The organism is Rhodococcus sp. LW-XY12, assembly GCF_019317345.1.
In the GTDB taxonomy this organism is placed as follows: domain Bacteria; phylum Actinomycetota; class Actinomycetes; order Mycobacteriales; family Mycobacteriaceae; genus Rhodococcus; species Rhodococcus pyridinivorans.
Genome location: NZ_CP079225.1, coordinates 1,470,735 through 1,485,272, shown reverse-complemented (window position 1 = coordinate 1,485,272; position 14,538 = coordinate 1,470,735). Strand labels below are relative to the sequence as shown.

Sequence of the window (14,538 nt, the reverse complement as noted above, 5' to 3'; positions counted from 1 at the left end):
GCGCTCCGCTATACCGTCTTCAGACCGAGCGAGTCGCGCAGGGTCGAGCCGGGATATTCGGTCCGGAACAGGCCGCGACGCTGCAGTTCCGGGACGACGAGGTCGACGAAGTCGTCGAGGGAATCCGGATAGGCGGGGCACATGAGGTTGAAGCCGTCGCAGGCACCCGCGTTGAACCATTCCTCGATGCTGTCGGCGACGGTCTCGGGAGTACCGATCATCGTCGCGTGACCACCACCCGCGGCAAGGTATCCGAGCAGTTCGCGCAGGGTGGGACGGCGGGTCTCGATGATGCGCTGCACCGTCGCGTAGCGCCCCTGCGGCCCGGTGAACTCCTCGATGGGTGGCAGGTCGTCGACGGGAGCGTCGAGGTCGTGGCCGGTGTAGTCCTGACCCGTGAACACGCCGAGCTGGGTGATGGCAGCATCGACGTCGAGGAGCGCATCGAGTTCCGTCTTCTTCGCCCACGCCTCCTCCTCGCTGCGACCGACGTAGGTGACGAGCCCGGGCAGGATGGCGACCGTACCGGGATCCCTGCCGGCCGCGGCGATCCGCGCGCGCAGGTCGGTGGCGTACTCGAGCGCCGCAGTGATGTCCCACGCGACGGAGTAGACGGCCTCGGCGTGGCGGGCCGCCAGGTTGCGCCCGGTCTCCGACGCCCCCGCCTGGAACAGCACGGGTCGGCCTTGCGGGCACCGCGGCACGGTCAGGGGACCGTCGACGCGGAAGTGCTTGCCCCGGTGATGGATCGGACGGATCGCGGAGGAGTCCAGGAACCTGCCGCCGGCCCGGTCGACGAGGACACCGCCGTCGTCCCACGAATCCCACAGTGCGCAGAGCACTTCGATGAACTCTTCCGCCCGGGCATATCGCTCCGTGTGCGGCGGGAGCGCGTCGAATCCGTGGTTGCGCGCTTCCTCGTCGAACATCGAGGTGACGATGTTGGCTCCTACGCGGCCACCACTGATGTGGTCGAGTGAGGCCAGCATCCGTGCCGCGTGGAACGGCGTGAAGAAGCTTGCAGAAACGGTGGTGACCAGACCGATGCGCTCGGTCGCGCGGGCCATCGCCGACAGTGCGGTGAGCGGTTCGAGGAACCAGGTGGTGCCTGCTGTGTACTTCGGGTTGACGCTGTGACCGTCGGCGAAGAACACCGCGTCGAGACATCCGCGTTCGGCGGTGCGTGCGAGTTCCTCGAAATACGTGATGTCGCCGATGCGTTCGGCCGCGGAGTCGGGATGCCGCCATGCCGACGAGTGGTGCCCGACGCCGTAGAGGAAGGCGTTGAGGTGGAGGGCGCGTGGTCCGGTCATCAGTTCATCACCAGTCCCCCGTCGACCACCAGGTTCTGCCCGGTGACGGCCCGCGACCAGTCGGAGGCGAAGAACAGCACCGCGGCCGCGAAATCCTCGGGGGTGGTGACCTTCCGGAGCGGCGTCGACGACGCGATGAGGTCGAACACCGCTTCGGGGGTCGCCGACGATGCGTCGGTCGTGCGCAGCAGACCACCGGAGACCATGTTGACGCGGATCCCAGCGGGGCCGAGGTCGGCGGCGAAGGTGCGGGTCAGCGACAGCAGCGCGGCCTTGGCGGCGGTGTAGTCGTGGTACGGGACGACGGGGTGCTGGAACAGGTTGGTGCCGATGTTGACGACGCTGCCGCCGCCGGCTTCCCGCATGCCCGGCAGCGCGGCCTGGATGACGTTGACGGCACCACCGACGACCCCGTCGAACTGGGCACCGAATTCGGCGTATCCGATCTCGTCCGCCTTGGCGCGGGCGTCGCCGTTGAACGAGAAGTCGGGCAGGGCGTTGTTGACGACCGTGGTGACGGGTCGCCCGAAGTGCTCGCGGGCCCGCGCGAACAGCGACTCGACCTCGGCGCGGTCGGTGACATCGGCCTTCAGCGCGACCGCCCGCTCGGGTCCGATCTTGTCGGCCAGCTCGTGAGCGCCCTCGCCGCTGCGCCGGTAGTCGAGGACGACGGAGGCTCCTTCGTCGGCGAACGCCTGCGCGATTCTGTGGCCGAGGCCGCGCCCGGCACCGGTGACGAGGACGACCTGGTTCTGCAATGACATCTTCTGTGCCTTCCCTGTGTGGGGAAGGGTGCGTGAGGGCGACAGACCTGTGGCCCGGCGCCGGCTCGGCATCCCTTCGCTCGCATAATCGAGATCAGGTTCGACGGGTGTTCTCTCAGCCGTGTCCGGCACCCCGTGTCGAGTCCTGCGCACAGGTTACACCTCGGGACCTCGACCCCGTCGAGACCGTCGGCGTCGGCATTCACCGGATCATCACATCACCGACCCGGGAACTTAGCTCAGATCGGCGTTAAAATGAGCCTTTCCTGCCCCGACCCGTGAAAGGAGATTCCGACGCACACGCCGGCCCCCTACAACGCTCCCTACGTCTCCCTTTCCCAGCAGGTCGGAGACGCCCCGCCGCTCGACCGTGCCCCGGTCCGCGGACCCGCGCGCCACGAGGACGTCGTGTGGTTCGAGGATCGCTACGCGATCCCCATCACCACCACGACGCCCGACGAAGCGCAGATCGAGGACGTACTGCTCCTGCGCCGCGTCCTCGACCGGGCGCACATCGACTACCTGCTCGTCCGCGACGACAGCGACCGCCCGATCCTGGCGATCGACCGTGCCGACCGGAAGAGATTGCGTGCCGCGCTCGCCGAGGGATGCGCCGACGAGCCGTTCTACTCGAAGGCTGTCGACTCCAAGCGACGCCCGGTTCCGGTGTCGGACGGACGGCTCTCACGCGACAGGAAGGACCGCGTGTTCCGGCTGTTCCGCCCGCGCGTCGAACTGACCAGCGGGATGCGGTACGGCGCGTCGAACGGGGTCGACATCGAACTGTGGACCTACACCGACGACGAGGTGATCATGCCTCGCCCGAACGCCCTCACCCGCACGATCGCCCTGCGCGACGAGATGCGCCGGACGACGGTCGAGCGGTACGGACAACTGTGGCCCACGATCGAGGGCATGTTCGACCGCCATCCCGGCGACATCCCGTTCGAGATCGACCTCGTGTTCTCCTGGGTCGACGGGTCGTCGAAGTCGTTCCAGGCCGAGCGCGCGAAGCTCATGCAGAACTATGTCGTCGGTGAGGGTGACGACTCGCCGGCGCGCTACCGGCAGATCAACGAACTCAAGTACGCCCTGCGTTCGGTCCACATGTACGCGCCGTGGGTGCGGCGGATCTTCGTCGCCACCGACTCGCCGCGACCGGCGTGGCTCGCCGACGATCCGCGTGTGACGTTCGTGCGGAGCGAGGAGTTCTTCGCCGACCCGTCGGCGCTGCCCACCTACAACTCGATGGCGGTCGAGTCGCAACTGCACCACATCCCGGGGCTGTCCGAGCACTTCCTGTACTCGAACGACGACATGTTCTTCGGACGCCGGGTGAGCCCGAGCCTGTTCTTCTCCGGCGGGGGTGTCAGCAAGTTCATCGAGTGCGACGTGCGGATCGGGCTGGGTCGGAACGACCCGTCGCGCAGCGGATTCGAGAACTCCGCCCGCATGAACCGCAAGCTCCTGCAGGATCGCTTCGGGGTCACCATCACTCGGCACCTCGAACACACCCCGGTCCCGTTGCGCAGGTCGATCATGGCGGAGATGGAACGCGAGTTCGGGGACGAGTTCGCTGCGACGGCGGCGAGCCCGTTCCGGGCGGCCGACAACATCTCGGTGACGAACTCCTTCTACCACTACTACACGCTGCTGACCGGCCGCGCGGTGCAGCAGACCACGGCGAAGGTGGAGTACGTCGACACCACTGTGAAGTCCGGTCTGCGACATCTGGACACGATCCTGGCGCGCCGCAATCTCGACCTGTTCTGCCTCAACGACGGCAGCACGCCCGAGGTCGACCTGGAGCTGCGCACCGCGAAGGTCACGCAGTTCCTGGAGCGGTACTACCCGATCCCGGCGCCCTGGGAGACCGGCCACCCGGGCCGACCGGACGTCGGTTAGATCCGAACGGTGAGGTCGGGGTTCTCGGGGATGCGGATGCCGGCTTCGGCCAGACGCCGCGCCGCGTCCTCGGCCGTGTGGGGCTGCCCGGCGGTGGCGTAACTTCCGCTGGGCACCACGGAGTGCACGATCGTGTCGGGATAGACGTGCACGAGGTTGAAACCCTGCGCGCCGTCGTGCCCGCGCTGCGAACCGACCGGGACGTTCAGGTCCTGCGTGTAGCAGGTCGACGAGGCGACGGACACCGGGATGCCCGCGAACGTGGCCGAGGTCGAGTAGTGCAGGTGACCGCCGAGGATGGCGCGGACATCGGTGCCGCGCAGCACTTCGGCGAGACCGGCCTGGTCGCGCAGTTCGACGAGGACAGCCATGTCGAACACGCTCGGCACGGGCGGATGATGCAGTGCGAGAACGGTACCGAACGGGACGGGTGTCGAGAGTTCGTCGGCGAGCCAGGCGAGCTGGTCGTCGGTCACCTCACCGTGGTGATGGCCCGGGACCGAGGTGTCGAGGCTGACGATCCGAAGTCCGCCCACGGTGTGGACGGCGTCGATCGGTGCGCCGAGAGGCGCTTCGTCGAGCAGCTCTTCACGGAAGGTCGCGCGGTCGTCGTGGTTGCCCATCGCCCACACGATCTCGGCGTCGAGCGCTGCGGCCAGTGGTTCGACGAGTCCGCGGAGCTTGCGGTAGGCGTCGGGCTGGCCGCGATCGGCGAGGTCGCCGGTGAACACCAGGGCGTCGGGTCGGACCCGGGAGGCCCGGATGTCGTCGAGGATCAGGCCGAGGCGGGTGTCGGCGTCGACGGTGCCGTAGAGGAGTTCGTCTCCACCGACGAGGTGTGTATCGGTGAGATGAAGGAGGGTGTGCGAAGGTCTGGGATATTCGGCTATTCGCTCAGGGGCTGGAAAACTGCCCATGATCTCTCACTTCCATTCGCCCGTTTCGGGCACTCGATCGCCATCAACGGTAGCGAGTGTGTTTCTACGACTCCATGGCTTCTGGATCACATCGAGACCCAGACCCCGCGGCGAACAGCGTGTCATTGCCTGGTGACCTGCGGAAACGGACAGCCGCTTCAGCCCTGGTGATCTGGCTCACAACAGAGGGTCGTTCACGGACCGGTCGTTGACGCGGTGAACCGGGGCTCGCCCCGCGTGTTACGGCAGCGAACCCCGGTTCGGCGCGCGAACAGGGTCGACGGACGTTCGGCGTCCGACACACGACTGCCGTTCCCTCTCGACGTCCCCACCGGGAGTGCCATGGATTCACCACTACCCATCCCGGCGAGGGGCGTCATGATCCCCAAACATGCAGCCGCCTCCCGCGGTGGAGCAGTGCACCCTCCTCGGGGACATCGTCTTCGAGGAAGCGAGAAACGCGCCGAAACGGGGTTCGCCGCCGCTGTAGCACGCGCGAACCTCGGTTCGGCGCGTCAACGGCCTCCGAACAGGAGTTTGTCCCCAACCCCGCGATCGATCCACAGGTACACCGGATCGGGAGGTCGTCGCGGGTTCGGTGGGTGTCGCTCCGCGCAGGATCGTCGTCGTGACAGATCCGAACATTCTCACCAACACCTCGCTCGCCGTCGCGGGTCTCTCGGACACCGAGATCCGCACCGGCGTTCGCACCGGCTCACTCGTACGGGTCGGGCGCGGGTGCTATCTGCACCGCTGTGACGTCGACGCGATCGGACCCGTCGGCGTCCACCGTGTCCGTGCCCGGCATGTCGGAGCGACGCTCGGTCCCGACGAGGCGCTCAGCCACGTGTCGGCGGCGGCACTGCACGGCCTCGAACTGTGGGACGTACCGCTCGACCTCGTCCACATCTCCCGGCCCGCCACGCGGCGCGGTCGTGTCACCTCGCAGATCCACGTGCATCCGACCGAACTCGGCGACGACGTGGTGGTCGTCGACGGAGTAGCCGTCACGTCGATTGCCCGCACCGTCGTCGACCTCGCGCGCACGCTCCCGAAGGAGCAGGCCGTCATCGCAGGCGATTCCGCTCTTCGCCTGTACCCCGGTATGCGTGAACAGGTTTCGCGGGCGCTGGCCGATGCCCGGACCCGCCACGGCCTGGCTCGTGCCCGCACAGTGGTGCCGTTTCTGGACGGTCGCAGCGAGAGTGCGGGCGAATCGCTGTCGCGTCTACGCATTGCGGAAGCAGGACTGCCGCGACCGATCCTCCAGTACGAGATCGTGGGCGGGAACGGGCGGCGCTATCGCGTCGACTTCTTCTGGGAGAACGGCGTCGTCGGCGAGTTCGACGGGCGGATCAAGTATTCCGACCCGCGCGACGTGTTCGACGAGAAGCTCCGGCAGGACGCGATCCGCGACGCGGGCTACGAAGTGGTGCGCTGGACGTGGGCGGAATTGGAGCGGTTCGACGTCGTGGCGGAGAGACTCCAGCAGGCCGCGCGTCGCGCTGCGAAACTGACGCGATGAACCGGGGCTCGCCCCGCGTGTTGCGGTAGCAAGCCCCGGTGCGGCGCGCAAGCAATCACTGCGCCGTGCGGGGCTGAGGAAGGAACGTGCTAACGTCCCGCCGGCAGAAACGGATCGGGGGGTCACGTGCGTAGGTGGACGACAGTCGTCACGAAGTCGGTGACGGCAGTTGCAATAACAGTGATTCTTGTTGCGGGATGCAGCCATTCTCCAGGGCCGGCATCGATCGCGGCCGAAGGCGTGTTTCCCACCAACGACACACCGAAAGCGGTCGACCCGGAAGTGCATGCACAAATCACATTCGATCCATGTGCGGACATTCCGGAGGAGGCCTTCCGTGCGGAACGTGTCGACCTCTCCACCGGGCAGAAGTCCGAGCACACCTCCGGTGGTTACACGTCGATCCTGTGCACCTTCGACAGCATTCCCCCGGACAGTAACGATACGGGTTGGTTCGACCTGTACCTGCTGGCGTCGAACAGGACGCTCGACGAAGCCTACAAGCGGGACCCCGAGAACACCACCGAGACAACAGTCAGCGGTCGTCCCGCCCTCGTCAAGTTCGACCCGAACGTAACAAACAGCTGCGAGATATCGATGAGCACCCGATTCGGCCTGATCAGCATCAAGCACCACAACCTCACACGCGAGATGCAGCCGATGACGGACGACGCACGATGCAGCCGGACCAGAAGCTTCGTCGAGCGGATCGAGGATTCGGTGGACCGAGAAGTCGACGCAGGACGAATCATGATGGAGGTCGCCACGACCGTACGTACGCCTCGCGTCGTCGACGATTCGGAACGACCTGACATCACTTTCGATCCGTGCCTGGATGTTCCGATGGAGATACTTCTCGAAAGAGGTTTCGACGACCGTAGCAAGGATCTCACCGATCTTCCCTTCGGCACGTACACATTCATCAGCTGCTCATGGAAGAGCTTCGCCCAGACGACCGACCACAAGGATTCCTACGCGATCACTTTCCTCGCCGGCAATGTCTCCTACGAGGAATATCTCGAGCGCGACCGCGATATCTCCACCGAGATCACGATCAATAGCAGGAGAGCGCTCCTCCAGCATGACCGCAACGATTGCGCGATCATCCTGGACACGAAATTCGGCGTTCTCGTCAGCTCGTGGTTGCACTTCCCCTACGACAACGAACCGATTCCTTCCGAGAAACAGTGCGCTCCCCTGTTCTCCCTCGTTCAGGACATCGAAACACTCGTCGATCTCTGACGCGGTGAACCGGGGTTCGCCCCGCGTGTTGCGGTAGCGAACCCCGGTTCGGCGCGCGAGCTACACCGCGACCGGTTGCTTCGCAGGCAGGACGGCCGGCTCCGGCACGGTGACCGCGCGGACGGGGCGTCGCACCAGCGCGACCGTCACGTAGGCGACCAGCGACACCAGGAATCCGATGAAGGTGGTCCAGCCGTCGACGGACGAGGTGACCAGCGAGTTCGGGATGTACAGCAGGGTGTTGTCGACGCCGTAGATCGTCGGGGTGAGGACGAAGAAGCCGGCACGCACCGTGATGCCGGCGATCGCTGCGGCAGCCACAGCGCGACCGTCACCGCGCGACCAGAACAGTCCGAGGATGAACGGCACTACCAGCGAGGCGAGCAGCAGGTCGAAGGTGAGGGTGAGCAGGATGCCGGTCTGCGGGACCCGCAGCGCGACGAGGGCACCGAAGGCAGCCATCGGCAGCATGAGCAGGCGGGTGGCCTTCATGACGTCCGACGACATCGCGGCGTTCTCGCCGCCTACGCGGAAGACGTTGCGCACCAGAACCGTCGCGGTGGACAGCAGCACACCACTGATCGTGGTCAGCGAAGCCGTCACCAGACCGGAGAGCACAAGGATCGACAACCACTGCGGCGTGTACTCGCCCAGCAGAACGTAGAGGATCGGGGCGTCGGCTGCGCTGTCACCGACGATCGACACGGCAGCAAGGGCCACGAAGGACAGCGGCACACACAGGACGAGAATGCCGGTCGCCGCAGAGAAGCAGGCGCGCTGCGCAGCGATCGGGGACTTGGCGGAGAACACGCGCTGCATCAGGTCGATCGCGACGAGGTTGCCGAGACCGAGAGCGACGATGGTGGCCCAGTTGACCGCGGCCCCCTGCGCCGGATCGGTGAGCTGTCCGAGATCGCCGATGCCGAGGCCGTCCCCGTGGGTGAAGCCGGGTCCGAAGGCCGTCCACACGAGGAGCGAGACGATACCGACGGCCATGATCGCGAACTGGACCATGCCGGTGTAGACGCTGGCGAACATGCCGCCGGCCACCGTGTAGGCGAGCACGAACGGGATGATCACCAGCACCGCCGCCGTGTAGTTCAGGCCGAGGAAGTACTGGAGCAGGTAGCCCAGGGCGACGAGGTTGCCGGCGAGGAGGATGCCGAAGCTGCCGACCGTGAGCACGGACGCGGTGATCTCGGTGCTGCGGCCGAAGCGGCGGGCGAAGAACTCGGGCAGGGTCACGACGCCCGTCGCGCGTAGGCGCTTCGCGAAGAACAGTCCGACGAGCAGCACGCTCGATGCGACACCCAGCGGCATCGCCGCACCCGCCCAGAATCCGAATCCGGCCGCGAGGTCGGCGGAACCGAGGGTCGCGTTGGAATCGATGACCTGCGACATGAGCAGGACGGCAAGGACAGGGGCACCGAGCGAGCGACCTGCGAGAAGAAAGTTCCCGGCCTGTCCGCGGACCTTGCGGGTGGAGTAGAAGCCGGCCCCGAGGAGAACGACGAGGCACACGGCGACACCGGTGATGATCATGGCTGCTCCGTATGGAGAGGGTCAGACGGCAGGAGCGCTGCGTTGGGCTTCGCGTCCGAGCGAGTAGAGGGGGCGTGCATTGTCGGGAAGGGTGATCTCGCCCGCGGCGAGCCGCTTGCGGAGATAGGTGAAGCTCTGGGCCGTCTGGGCGAACAGGTGCTCGCCGGCAGTGACTCCGCCGTAGCGCGGTCCGTCGGCCTCGACGAACCTCTCCAGCGGGTCGACCCGGGTGTCGTGATCGACGTTGAAGAACAAGGGGAACGAGTAACGTTCCTCGGCAACCTTACGCACCCGATGTGACGTCGCTGTAAATACTCCGTTGGTCCAGATCTCCAGCAGGTCACCGATATTCAGGACGAAGGCATCCTCGCGGTAGGGCACGTCGATCCAGTCGCCGTCGGCGTTGAGGACCTCGAGTCCCGGTGCCGTGGGGAGCAGAAGAGTGAACACCTCGTAGTCGGTGTGGGCACCGATGCCGGGACGGTCCGAGGCGTCGGGATCGTAGGGATAGTGGATCATTCGAAGCTGAGCAGGCGGCGTGGTCACATAGCGGTCGAACCGATCCGCCGCCTCGCCGAGTGCTTCGGCAAAGGCACGCAACAACACACGTCCCAGAGCGAAGACGGATTCGTAGTACGCATTCACGGGCTCGTCGAAGTCCGGCAGGTCGGGCCACTGGTTCGGGCCGAGCAGCGGGTTGCCGGCGAGATATTCGGGATGATCGGACGGAAGGTCGATCGACAGGTCGAATGCTTCCTTGTGGTCCGGTGTGGCTCCGGCGAACACTTCCTCACCGGGCGGCACGTAGCCGCGGTGGTTGGTGGAATTGCCGATGTACACATCCATTTTCGCGTCGTCGGGAAGAGCGAAGAAGCGTTCGGCCGCGTCCTTCAATCCGCCGACGAGGATGGGGTCGACTCCGTGTCCGACGATCTGCGCGAAGCCGACTTCTCGCGCGGCGCGCCCGAGTTCGGCGACGACGGCGTCGCGTCCGGTTTCGTCGCCGGACACCAGCGCATGCACATCGACGATGGGAATACTCGTGAACGTCATGTGTCACTCCTCGGGGTCGGGTGGACGGAACGCCACCGACGGGTGATGGACGTTCCGTCGAATGTTGTGTCTCGGGTGCGGATCTCGTGACCGAAGACGGGGTGGAGATTGCGCCCGCTTCGGTACGGGAGGGTCGATGCGGAGATGGTCCACCGGCTGTCTTCGATGCGACCCACCGCGATCTCGCAGTCCAGCAACGCTCGGGCATCCGACACCGTCGCTGCGCCGAGGATCTGTTCGACGAGGGGTTCGGATCCGAGCGCGTGATCGCGACTCCGCCCGAATGCGAAGCACTCTCCGACCCGCACGAGCACTGCGGTCGCTCCGGTCTCGACGTCCTCGAGTAGGTACTCCTCGATGTCGGGCGAGACATCCGTGATGCGCCAGTGCTCGGTGTACTCCTCGAACACACCGTGTTCGACGAGGGTGTCGGTGTCGAGGGCCCCCAGGGTGCCGGCGTCGGGTGTCGGTCCGAGCGGATGGAACGACACGGCCCGTTCCCATTCGACATGGTTGCTGCTGTCGAGCAGTCGGCCGGCGAATCCGTCCTGGCTCGCGAGAGCGACGAGGTCGTCGATCTCCATCTCGGCGAGAGTAGAGGCCGTCACCGTCGGCAGTGTCGCCGGTCGTCGCAGGTCGCAGTACAACCGCTCACCCTGCAGCCACGTGACGCGGGTGGTGGTGTCCGGGATTGCTCCCGGCCGAGCCAACAGTGTTCGCTCGAAACGGGTTCCCACCGGACGGATCCGTTCGGCGGCCGTCATACGCCGTCCGCCTTCCACCGCGCGCGTTCCTGGCCGAAGGCGACGGACTGCGTCGCCTGGAACCCGCTGATCGAAGCAGCGTTGTCCGCGAGGAACTTCCGGTGCTCGGTCAGGGAGAATGTGCCGTCGGTGATCTCCACTCCCCCACCGCGACCCGCAGCGAGATCCGCTCGCAGATCGAGCAGTTCGTCGGGATCGACGGGGTACCACGAGATGCGGTCGAAGAAGCGCAGCAGCCACGGGGTGCCGTCCTCGAACGGGCCGGCCGGCTGCGGGTGCCGGTGGTTCCACACCTGGGTGGTGCGGCCGACGAACTGGTAGCCGCCGGGGCCTTCCATGCCGTAGATGCACAGGTAGGCGCCGCCGATGCCCACGGCGTTCTCGGGGGTCCAGGTGCGCGCGGGGTTGTACTTGGTGGTGACGAGACGGTGCCGCGGGTCGAGCGGCGTCGCGACCGGGGCGCCGAGGTAGACGTCGCCGAGGCCGAGGACCATGTAGTCGGCGGCGAAGACCGTGTCGAAGACGTCGGCGACGGTGTCGAGGCCGTTCATGCGGCGGATGAACTCGATGTTCCACGGGCACCACGGGGCGTCGGAGCGCACGCCGTGCATGTAGCGCTGGATGGCCTCGCGGGTCGCCGGGTCGTCCCAGGACAGCGGGAGTCGTACCTGCCGGCTGGGGACTTCGAGTTCGTCGCTGTCGCCGATGGTGTCCTCGACCTCGCCGAGCAGGCCGAGCAGGGTCGGCACGGGCAGGACGTCGGGGTCGACCTTGACCTGCAGCGACCGGATTCCCGGGGTGAGTTCGAGCAGACCCGCAGGACGGTCGGCCTCGAGGCGCTGGTGCAGCGCGTGCACGCGGGCCCGCAGCGCCAGGTCGAGGGTCATGTCGCCGTACTCGACGAGGACGTTGTCGTCGCCGCTACGGCGGTAGGTGACGGCGGTGTGGCCGTCACGGCGGGTGAGCACTCCGTCGTCACCGTCGCCACCGGCCGAGGTGACCAGCGACAGTCCGGCGCGACGCGCGACGCCGAGTTCGCGGCGGGACGCGGTGTGCTGCGACTTCACGGGCACGAACCGGACCGTGTTGCCGGGAGCGAGTTGGCCGAGCTTCCAACGGTCGGCGGCCACGACGGTCACCGGGCACACGAACCCGCCGAGGCTGGGACCGTCGGGGCCGAGCAGGATCGGGGTGTCGCCGGTGAAGTCGAGTGCGCCGACGGAGTAGGCGTTGTCGTGGATGTTCGACGGGTGCAGGCCCGCCTCGCCACCGTCGGTGCGCGCCCATTCGGGCTTGGGGCCGATGAGCCGCACGCCGGTGCGGTCGGAGTTGAAGTGCACCTCGTAGTCGGTGGCGTAGAGGGCATCGATGTCGGCACGGGTGAAGAATTCCGGTGCGCCGTGCGGACCTTCGGTGACCGCGATCTCCCAGCGCGTGCTCAGTGCGGGCACGTGCTCGGACGGGACCGGGGCGCTCGCGCCGGGAGCGTTCTCCCCGACGACGAGGACGTCACCCTCGCGCAACGTGCGCCCCTCGTGACCGCCGAACGTTCCGAGCGTGAAGGTCGCTGCGCTGCCCAGGAATTCGGGAACGTCGAGACCACCGCGAATGAGGACGTAGACGCGCAACCCCGGCCCGGAGACAGCTCCGACGTCGAGCAGGCCGCCCGCCGGGACGGTGACCGGGCGCCACTGCGGGACGGCGGCCCCGTCGACGCGCACGGTGACGGGCGCACCCGTCACGCACACCTCGGTTTCCTCCGTGAACCGCAGGGCGGGGCCGGCCATGGCGGTCTCGAGACCGGGGGTGCCCTCGTCGTTGCCGAGCGCGACGTTGCCGAGGCGGAACGACAGGTCGTCCATCGGGCCCGAGGGTGGCACACCGATCTGCCAGTAACCGGTGCGTCCGGGATAGTCCTGGACGGTCGTGAGCATTCCGGGACGTTCGACGGTGATCTTCGTGGTCATGACTACCTCATTCCCCGCGGGTGACGATCATGCGGACCGGCGTGGGGTCGAAGCCGTTGCACGGGTTGTTGATCTGAGGGCAGTTGGAGACGAGGACGAGCACGTCGCGCTCGGCGCGGATTGCGAGTCGCTTGCCGGGTGCGGACAGGCCGTCGACGATGCCGAGGGTGCCGTCGGCCTCGACCGGCACGTTCATGAAGAAGTTGATGTTGGAGACGAGGTCGCGCTTGCCCAGTCCCCACTTGGCGCCTTCGATGAGGAAGTTCTCGACGCAGGCGTGCTGGTGCTTGGTGTGGTGCCCGTAGCGGAGGGTGTTGGACTCCTGCGAGCAGGCACCGCCGACGGTGTCGTGGTTGCCCACCTCGTCGGCGACGAGCGTCATCAGCGGCTCACCGTCGGCGTCGCGTAACACCGAACCGGTGGAGAGGAAGAGGTTCTGCTGGGCGGCCACGGTGGCAGCGGCACTGTAGCGGCGGGTGTGGTCGGCGGCGTCGTAGACGAGGGTGTCGACCGCCTGGTTGCCGTGCAGGTCGACGATGGTGAGTACGTCGCCGGCGGCGACGACGGCCGACCACGGGCCGCGGAGTCCGACGATCTCGTCGAGGACGACGCGGCCGGGAACGAGGGCGAGGTCTGCGGTGTCGGCGGTGATGGTCATCGGTGGATCTCCGTTTCGGACGTGGCGGCGGCCCAAGCGTCGTCGGTGTTGAGCACGGCGCGCTGGCACTCGGGGTCGGTGTTCGGCAGCGAGTTCAGTTCGCCGGGTGCTCGCCAGGCGAGGACTTCGAGGCTGCCGGTGGTGAACTCGGGATTCGGATCGAGCGGGTGTGCGGTGTTGGCGATCAGGGCGATCACCGGCAGGTGGATCAGCAGGTCGACGGCGGCACCGGGACCGGCGTTGCCGGTGCTGACGAGGCTGCCGTCCTCCTCGACGCGGACACCGTGGAAGAAGGACAGTGAGGGCGGCAGGTCGCGCGGTTGCAGGTCGTGCTTGGCGGCGGCGACGGTGAACAGTTCGCGACCCGCAGGAGAGCTCGAATGGAGCGATCCCTCACCGTATTTCGCAGTGTTCCCCGCGACGTGGGTGGTGCCGCACAGCGCGTCGTGGCGTCCGGAGGTGTCGGCGACGATCGTGGCGAGGACGCGGCCCTGATCGGAGAGCAGTGGGTGCCCGACACCGAGATAGGCCTGCCACGGCACCTTCACCGTGTCGGCGACGTTGAGCCGCTCGTGCGGGGCGTCGGCGCGGAACAGGAGGATGTTGGCGCAGGCGGTGCCGTGGACGTCCCGCAGGCGCAGGCGGGTGCCGCGGGCGAGGACCTTGCTGGTGTAGCGGCCACCGGGGACGGTCTCGGCCCAGGTCATCGACGCTGCGCGACCGCTGGGCGGAGCCGGCCACGACGATGCCGGGACGATCGGCATGGCGTCGGTGACGGTTCCTGCCTGCGCTCGGGCATGGGCACGAGCAGCGTGCGTGGTGGCGGTCGCGAGGGTCTCGGTCATGGTGCTCCGATCGGCGGTCCGGGGAAACTGTCGATCGACAGTT

At 67.1% G+C, this 14,538-nt stretch carries 12 protein-coding genes and 1 riboswitch; of the genes, 3 read left to right on the top strand and 9 right to left on the bottom strand.

Annotated elements, in window-relative coordinates; translation table 11 throughout:
• Nucleotides 1-8: 8 nt before the first annotated feature.
• Together KXC42_RS06995 and KXC42_RS06990 are read right to left on the bottom strand one after the other, a co-directional pair.
• Nucleotides 9-1,313 carry an LLM class flavin-dependent oxidoreductase gene (locus KXC42_RS06995; protein ID WP_219130078.1) on the bottom strand — a complete coding sequence of 435 codons (1,305 nt, stop codon included), beginning with the start codon at nt 1,311-1,313 and terminating at the stop codon, nt 9-11.
• Nucleotides 1,313-2,077 carry a 3-oxoacyl-ACP reductase gene (locus KXC42_RS06990; protein WP_219130077.1) on the bottom strand — a complete coding sequence of 255 codons (765 nt, stop codon included), beginning with the start codon at nt 2,075-2,077 and terminating at the stop codon, nt 1,313-1,315. The genes KXC42_RS06995 and KXC42_RS06990 overlap by 1 nt, the downstream gene beginning before the upstream one ends.
• Before the next feature lie 54 nt (nt 2,078-2,131).
• Nucleotides 2,132-2,223: riboswitch (TPP riboswitch) on the bottom strand.
• 262 nt (nt 2,224-2,485) lie between these two features.
• Here KXC42_RS06990 and KXC42_RS06985 point away from each other — a divergent pair.
• Nucleotides 2,486-3,982 carry a stealth family protein gene (locus KXC42_RS06985; RefSeq protein WP_219130076.1) on the top strand — a complete coding sequence of 499 codons (1,497 nt, stop codon included), beginning with the start codon at nt 2,486-2,488 and terminating at the stop codon, nt 3,980-3,982.
• Here the strand turns inward: KXC42_RS06985 and KXC42_RS06980 are convergent.
• Nucleotides 3,979-4,899 (bottom strand): phosphodiesterase, encoded by a 921-nt coding sequence (locus KXC42_RS06980; protein WP_219130075.1) that lies wholly within the window; start codon nt 4,897-4,899, stop codon nt 3,979-3,981. The two genes, KXC42_RS06985 and KXC42_RS06980, sit on opposite strands and share 4 nt — an antisense overlap.
• A gap of 628 nt (nt 4,900-5,527) precedes the next feature.
• On the opposite strand from KXC42_RS06980, the gene KXC42_RS06975 reads away from it, so the two are divergent.
• Both KXC42_RS06975 and KXC42_RS06970 read left to right on the top strand, forming a co-directional pair.
• Nucleotides 5,528-6,424: a hypothetical protein gene (locus KXC42_RS06975; RefSeq protein WP_033097400.1), complete on the top strand. Its 897-nt coding sequence runs from the start codon at nt 5,528-5,530 to the stop codon at nt 6,422-6,424.
• Between the two features lie 159 nt (nt 6,425-6,583).
• Nucleotides 6,584-7,666, top strand: coding sequence for a DUF3558 domain-containing protein (locus tag KXC42_RS06970; RefSeq protein WP_229567629.1), 1,083 nt, complete (start codon nt 6,584-6,586; stop codon nt 7,664-7,666).
• A gap of 60 nt (nt 7,667-7,726) precedes the next feature.
• Here the strand turns inward: KXC42_RS06970 and KXC42_RS06965 are convergent, their stop codons facing one another.
• From KXC42_RS06965 to KXC42_RS06940, 6 genes are read right to left on the bottom strand one after another with little or no spacing between them, the layout of a single operon-like run.
• Nucleotides 7,727-9,208, bottom strand: coding sequence for a sodium:solute symporter family protein (locus KXC42_RS06965; RefSeq protein WP_219130074.1), 1,482 nt, complete (start codon nt 9,206-9,208; stop codon nt 7,727-7,729).
• Between the two features lie 21 nt (nt 9,209-9,229).
• Nucleotides 9,230-10,261, bottom strand: coding sequence for an isopenicillin N synthase family oxygenase (locus KXC42_RS06960; RefSeq protein WP_219130073.1), 1,032 nt, complete (start codon nt 10,259-10,261; stop codon nt 9,230-9,232).
• Nucleotides 10,258-11,025, bottom strand: a complete 768-nt coding sequence (locus KXC42_RS06955) for a hypothetical protein (protein ID WP_219130072.1) — start codon at nt 11,023-11,025, stop codon at nt 10,258-10,260. The genes KXC42_RS06960 and KXC42_RS06955 overlap by 4 nt, the downstream gene beginning before the upstream one ends.
• The gene (locus KXC42_RS06950; protein ID WP_024103518.1) at nt 11,022-12,992 is read right to left on the bottom strand and encodes a 5-oxoprolinase/urea amidolyase family protein; all 1,971 of its coding nucleotides are present in this window, start codon (nt 12,990-12,992) and stop codon (nt 11,022-11,024) included. Before KXC42_RS06950 ends, KXC42_RS06955 begins: the two co-directional genes overlap by 4 nt.
• Nucleotides 12,993-12,999: 7 nt before the next feature.
• Nucleotides 13,000-13,650, bottom strand: a complete 651-nt coding sequence (locus KXC42_RS06945) for an urea amidolyase associated protein UAAP2 (RefSeq protein ID WP_019288136.1) — start codon at nt 13,648-13,650, stop codon at nt 13,000-13,002.
• Nucleotides 13,647-14,495 carry an urea amidolyase associated protein UAAP1 gene (locus KXC42_RS06940; RefSeq protein WP_024103516.1) on the bottom strand — a complete coding sequence of 283 codons (849 nt, stop codon included), beginning with the start codon at nt 14,493-14,495 and terminating at the stop codon, nt 13,647-13,649. The genes KXC42_RS06945 and KXC42_RS06940 overlap by 4 nt, the downstream gene beginning before the upstream one ends.
• Nucleotides 14,496-14,538: the final 43 nt, after the last annotated feature.